Origin of the sequence: Burkholderia sp. ABCPW 14 (genome assembly GCF_001523835.1) — a bacterium.
In the GTDB taxonomy this organism is placed as follows: Bacteria; Pseudomonadota; Gammaproteobacteria; order Burkholderiales; family Burkholderiaceae; genus Burkholderia; species Burkholderia mayonis.
On record NZ_LOVS01000042.1, the window covers coordinates 1 to 5,759 of the forward strand.

At 54.7% G+C, this 5,759-nt stretch carries 6 protein-coding genes and 1 pseudogene; 3 read left to right on the forward strand and 4 right to left on the reverse strand.

Annotation, left to right across the window (positions count from 1 at the left end; all coding sequences use genetic code 11):
- Positions 1-286 precede the first annotated feature (286 nt).
- Positions 287-445, reverse strand: coding sequence for a hypothetical protein (locus tag WS62_RS35990; RefSeq protein WP_156440876.1), 159 nt, complete (start codon positions 443-445; stop codon positions 287-289).
- A gap of 240 nt (positions 446-685) precedes the next feature.
- On the opposite strand from WS62_RS35990, the gene WS62_RS05795 reads away from it, so the two are divergent.
- Entirely contained in the window at positions 686-1,786 is a 1,101-nt protein-coding gene (locus WS62_RS05795; protein WP_082720729.1) for an HNH endonuclease, read from the forward strand.
- 172 nt (positions 1,787-1,958) lie between these two features.
- Here WS62_RS05795 and WS62_RS05800 read toward each other — a convergent pair whose 3' ends face one another.
- Entirely contained in the window at positions 1,959-2,456 is a 498-nt protein-coding gene (locus tag WS62_RS05800; protein WP_066568859.1) for a hypothetical protein, read from the reverse strand.
- Between the two features lie 163 nt (positions 2,457-2,619).
- Positions 2,620-3,375 carry a hypothetical protein gene (locus WS62_RS05805; protein ID WP_066568860.1) on the reverse strand — a complete coding sequence of 252 codons (756 nt, stop codon included), beginning with the start codon at positions 3,373-3,375 and terminating at the stop codon, positions 2,620-2,622.
- A gap of 990 nt (positions 3,376-4,365) precedes the next feature.
- On the opposite strand from WS62_RS05805, the gene WS62_RS05810 reads away from it, so the two are divergent.
- A complete protein-coding gene (locus WS62_RS05810) occupies positions 4,366-4,656 on the forward strand; it encodes a hypothetical protein (RefSeq protein WP_197422768.1) in 291 nt (96 codons plus the stop codon).
- A 71-nt stretch (positions 4,657-4,727) separates the two neighbouring features.
- A complete protein-coding gene (locus WS62_RS05815; RefSeq protein WP_197422769.1) occupies positions 4,728-5,654 on the forward strand; it encodes a DUF3987 domain-containing protein in 927 nt (308 codons plus the stop codon).
- On the opposite strand, the pseudogene WS62_RS35995 reads toward WS62_RS05815, so the two are convergent.
- Positions 5,620-5,759: pseudogene (locus WS62_RS35995) on the reverse strand (IS5/IS1182 family transposase); the annotation flags it as partial. The gene WS62_RS05815 and the pseudogene WS62_RS35995 overlap by 35 nt on opposite strands.

Sequence of the window (5,759 nt, forward strand, 5' to 3'; positions counted from 1 at the left end):
AGTGACCACAATTCGTCGTCTACAAGTTCTTTAGGCATCGCTTCCTGTCAGGCAAAACAAGACAGGAAGTTAACACCAAGTCGGAAAAGTTAACAGACCCGAAACTTAATTTCGCAACAGCTTCTTATTCGCGTTCGCTCGTGCCAACGAATTCGCGGCCTTCCGCCACTGCATCGGCAAACTCGGCATTTCCGTCGCACGGAACCAGAGGGTTGCCGTAAGTCGCCAGCGCTACCGCGGCAGTTAACTCGTCGTCGCTCAGTTCGCGCAATGCCTTGGTGAGAGCTCAAGCGGGTTCGTCGAGTTCCTGGCGAGCCTTGACTTGATTCGCATCGGTACTGAAAGCGCTGATCCCCTCTTGTAGAATTACAGCCTGTCGTGCCGTATCGATCTCAACCAGCTTCGTAAGCTTCAGCCTCAACGTGCCCGTCAACAGCTCCATCATGCCCCCGTATCGTCGCGACAGTAGAACTATCGAGTTGGTGGCAAGCCATCAAATTTCAAGCATCAGGCACGCCCCGATAGCACTCGCGGCACGAAGCGGAGTTTTCTCGCAGAATCAGCCCGCAACGGCTATCTTGCTGACAGTGATCGCCCCGGATGTTGCCCAGGCACATGGGGCAGATCGGTAGTTCAGCGCCAACGCGTGCATTTATGCGCCGGTACAAAAACAGGAGATTTGAGGATGGGTTTCCCCGTCGACGTACGGACAAAAGTACTTATTCGCTGCGCGCGAATCTGTTGCCTTTGCTTCAAACAATGCGGTACCAAGATCGAAGTCCATCACATCGTACAGGAAGCGGATGGCGGGCCGAACACGGAAAACAATGCGTTGCCCGTCTGCTTCGACTGCCATGCTGAAGTCGGTAACTATAACACCAGGCATCCGAAAGGAACGAGGTACAGAGCCGACGAACTTCGAGTCCGTCGCGACGCGCTTTACAAGCTAGTTGAGTCGGGAACCTTGGTTGCCCAACTCCAACTCAAACAACTGCCCGAAAATGCCGTTGTAAAATCAGCTGCGATGGTAGCTGGCGCCATCAACGCACTTCCATCCCCCCCGGAGCCATCCGGCGAGTCGCGGGAATTCTTGGAGCGCGTCCTCAAGTCCACGACAGCGCTTGACGCGCTCGCGCGCAAGCTCAAGATTCTCGGCGCCGAGGATTCCGCGTGGATTCTCGACTCACTAGTCGACAGGAGTAAAGATTCAAGTCGTGCGATTGAGGTATTGGCGCGACTGGCACCGGAACTCCCGAGCGACCAAAAGCTTCTAACGGTTGAGCGCACCGTACGGAATGTGACGCTATTCGGAGAAATAGCACAGAAGACCGCGCTTCTGTCCGAATTTGACTCAGAACTGCTCCAGCTCCCGGACGAGGCGGTGCGGATGGCATTCTTCGGCGATGTCTTCGACATCATCGGGCGCGATCAGTTTGTTGAAGTCAACGATTTGGTCCCAGTACTTGTCGGCACGCATTCAGCTCTGCCCGAAGTCCTATGGGCAAACTACGTCATGCTGCTGATTAACCAATCCGTTTCGATGTCGTACAAGGGCGCACCTGCAGCGAGGCAGGCTTTGACTCGCCTTCCCGATGAAATAGCGAAGGCGGGTCTGCTAAACCTCAAACCTAAGGTTGTAAGCCAATTCAGTCACGATCGATGGCAAGTCGCCAAGCGTCTCGCCACTCGATACGGCCACCTTGTGGGCGGTCAGCAGGGCGAGGTGGTCAACGACGTAGCAACTATGTCGTGGCGAGCATTCTTCGAGAAATACATACCCGACTAATATCGAGCCCACGAGGTTCTTTATTCAAAATCGTCGTCAATCGAGCACCATCGATCCAACGCCCCTTCCTGGACATGTTGCGATCGACGACGATTCGTCTTTGGAGGCAACCCCGTCTTTCGATGCGCATCCGCATTCGGGAACGGCCTTCATGCTCGAGCCCACACGGTCGTTATCTTTTGCAGCGCTGGCGCTTCCATTCTTGTTTCTTAACGACTTCGATAGGATCGTAATCGGCTTTGTCGATCCACTGATAGTGGGGTTCGGAAATTTTGATATCCCCCGTATCGGCATTGACATGCATACTCACGCGCTGGAACCAGCCGGATGGGCTCGCCGGCCAAGGCAGTCGGGGAAGTCCCCAGCTCAAGATGTAGTAGTAAATCGAGAGTTTCGTGGGCCACCATCCAGGGTACAACCAGCCGAATAGACTTGAGACAACACGGATTTTGAGCGTGCCGAAGTCTACGTTACTCTCCTCGAGTACAACACGGATTTGCCGCAAAGTGAATGCGGAGTACGGACTATCCAGATGGCACAGGAATGCCACCCCCTTACCGTTGGTTCCCGCGACTCCGGTGCAGGGTCCGATATTCTCCGTAAAGAGCTCCCGCTCCCGGTCACCAGGGAGCAGGATTTTGAAATCCCGCTGTCTAACTTTTATTGTCATTCAACCTCCTTGTAGTAAATCCCACGTGCCTCACGATTCCTTTGGACTTCGACGCCAAGTTGTTTAACGGCCGCCGCTGGTGAAACTGAACAATGCCCACAGGAAGCACAAAGGGGCCGGCGTAAGCCGTGCTTCGGTGCCGGAAAGCGATCGTCTTTGCGTCTCAAAAGTTGACGATCTGAAGAAACGCGCAGCAGAGCTTGCGCACTTCCGAGAGGTGAGCCTTTGGGGACGACAGTTGTCCCCAGAATCTCGCTTCGTTCCAGCCCATCACGCGGTCATCAGTACTTGAGTCCTGAGTGAAAAAGCCCCAGAACCACAAGTCGTCCCAGACCAGCATCTGCTCTGGCGTATAGCCTGCCTTGTATAGCGCCGTGTTGATGGGACCAAACGTCTTTCCTAGCTCTTGTAGTTCCGGGGTTTTAAACACGCGACGGATGACGGCGTCCACAGGCAGATAAATCCGGTCGCCACCAGCGATAACCTGCGCAGCAGCCTCATCCCGGATGCAATAGAGATCGGTACGGGCTGTACGGTGAAGGACAATTAAAGCTTTGACGAACAGGGCCGAAGTCTTAGGTCCCCAGCCGCCAACACTCTTCAGCGCGTGGAACAGCCGGTCCCAAGGGCCAACGTGGACCGTGCTTGGGCTGCCCGCTTTCTCGATGGCGACGGTTAGGTCTTCAAGCGACGGCGCTTTACGTCCCCAGTCGACGCCTTCGAGATGGCGCCAGAAGTCGGCCAGGGGGCCGAGCTTGGGCTGAGATTGCGTGTGGGCGACGAGATGCAACAGCGCGATGAGGCGCTGCTTCGGTGTCTCGCAATGCGTGAGGTATCGCGAATACTCGCTGGTCTGAAACGCGATGTTCCATTGATGGTGCTTTTCGAGAAATCGGTAGAGCCGGTCAAGTTGCTTCACGCAGAACCTTTCTTGTCATCAAGGGAATAAAGAACGGTGGGCGCACACCTTCCCTGTTGTTTGCTATCTCTCGGATATCGCACCATGATACCGGTCCGATCAACGCGCATCGTTCGAGCGAAAACCTACCGTTAAGAGACCGCAATGATGCGTGGCGCACCGTCGGCGGCTCGAAATACGGCTCGCCAACTAGCCTCCATCAGTTGCCAGCGACTAACAAGGGCGATTCCTGCGGTTGCCTGAGAGTCGAAACAAACAGCAGCCTACGAAGATCGCGAAAATCCCGACAGCGCCCGGAGGATCGATTGCGCCGCTTTCGTATGTCGGGATGACAAGCACTTCGGCAAGCCGTAACGGCCAGATCGGCGACCGGCCTACTGCATTGTTTTGCAGCCCCCGTCATTCCCTCCCATCACATCCGCATCCTCCGATGCCGAGACATTCGAAGTCCCGCATCAACCCATCCGCACGTGCTGTCCGCAATCTTGCTCCCCCTCCACGACGCCCCGTCTCTGTGACCGTCACGTCGCCCGTCGGCCCGATTCCGCGCATCGATTTTTTACTTTTAGTAGACGCCTACCTTCTGCTGCATCGCATCCTTACGATCTCGATATCGACCAATGCAGTGCAGGTCGGTACACGCAAGACCGAGTTGGCGCGGGTCATTACGAATGCGCTACTTCACCGATCTTTAACAACGAGCCGCAGCACTGCCGCCACGCGATAGCGTGGTCTGCTGTCGGCCATCGAAATAGGTGCCATATGAGATTGAACGAAATACCACCCGTCCTATCTGTGAGGGAGTTCTGCTCGATTATCAACAAGTCGAAATCTTGGGCGTACGCTGAATGGAAAAAGCCGGATAGCGATCTCCCAAAGCCGTTCAAAATCGGCAGCGCAACTCGAATTCTCGGCGAAGCGGCGGCCAACTATTTGAAGAAGAAATCGTCAACCTAAAGGACAAAGATGATTGCCAATGGACAGATAGACGTGGGCAAACAAACCGCAGGAAATTCGATCACCCAAACGGAGTGTGTCGATGCATCCGCAGAGGATCTGCAAGCTGAAATCGAGCAGGCGGAAATCAGCCGCTCCTTGTTCGAACGCGAGTTCGAAACAATGCGTCGCGCTGTCTCAGCCAAGGTTCGAAAGAAAGCAGATCTGTACGTCTGGCTGAAGACCAAGGGGTTCACTCAGAGTGAAAAAGAATTTCTCGCTCTGTGGGCCAAGAAAATGCTTGAAATAAAAGCAACCACGCGGAGTTCAAGCGCCGCGCTGTAGTCGGCAGACGCAATTCCAAAATGATCATTGAGGGCGCTTCGGCGCCCTCTTTTTTTCCCATTGATTCACCTATGGATACCAACTCACTATCACAGCGCTGGGAGTCAAGACACCGCCGATCACGGCACGTACAGCCAGAACAAGCTGACGATGAAGGAACGTTTGGACTCCCGGTCAGACGGGCCAAATTCAATAGGGACGACATCAGCACAATCCTGCCGAAGAACGCACGAGCACTGCACGATGAGATTCACGCGGCATCGAATGCCGTCCCAGAACTCATCACGACCGTAATGCTTTCCACCACGTCGGTCGCAACGCAGTGCCTTTTCGATGTCGAATATTTCGATATGATTCGCTGCCCAACATCGATTTCCGCAATTTACGTTTCGGGTTCCGGAAGCAGGAAATCATGGGTCAACGATGAGCTGACGCAGGCTCACAGCGACTTTCAGATTCTCGAAAGCGAAGGCTCGCCAGACCTGCACGAAGCTGCGGCAGACAAAATAATTCTGAAGGCGAAAATAAAGGCTGCTATCAAGGAAATCCACGAAAACATTCACGATCCAGAGAAGCTATTGGAAGCCAGAAAGCGATTCATCGATTTGTCGCAGCCCGAGCGTGGTACCGCAAAGAATGCAGCGAACATCATGCACCGGGATGTAAGCTACGCTGCTCTTGCACGCAGCATCGAGAGTCAGTCGGCTTGCACGTCCTGGATCAACCCTGACGCGACGACAATTCTTCCGCAGCTTGGAAGAATGATGCCTCAGTTCTGCCTGCTTTGGGATGGTGCAGCAATTCAGCGCGAACGCATGACGACCGAGTCCGTGTTCCAGTCAGAACCGCGAATGGCGGTATCGTGGGGCATGCAAACAAAGCGCTTCAAAGCCTATGTGAAGGAGCATGGTGCCGACTTTATCGAGTCGGCCCTGAACAATTCGTTTTGTCGCGCAGATGAAGCTATGCCGCCGATGGCGCAGCGGCTCGGAAGCTGAGCAAAGCGACGAGAATCAGGGCGTAAAAAAGCCGCAGGTTGCGCAGGATCATCCGCAGGTTGTGGCCAGCGCCGCACAGCACCGCATGAATCGCATCGCCCAACG

Coding starts and splice junctions, on each gene's coding strand:
- WS62_RS35990 (WP_156440876.1), bottom strand. CDS start 445: ATGATGGAGCTGTTGACGGGCACGTTGAGGCTGAAGCTTACGAAGCTG.
- WS62_RS05795 (WP_082720729.1), top strand. CDS start 686: ATGGGTTTCCCCGTCGACGTACGGACAAAAGTACTTATTCGCTGCGCG.
- WS62_RS05800 (WP_066568859.1), bottom strand. CDS start 2,456: ATGACAATAAAAGTTAGACAGCGGGATTTCAAAATCCTGCTCCCTGGT.
- WS62_RS05815 (WP_197422769.1), top strand. CDS start 4,728: ATGGATACCAACTCACTATCACAGCGCTGGGAGTCAAGACACCGCCGA.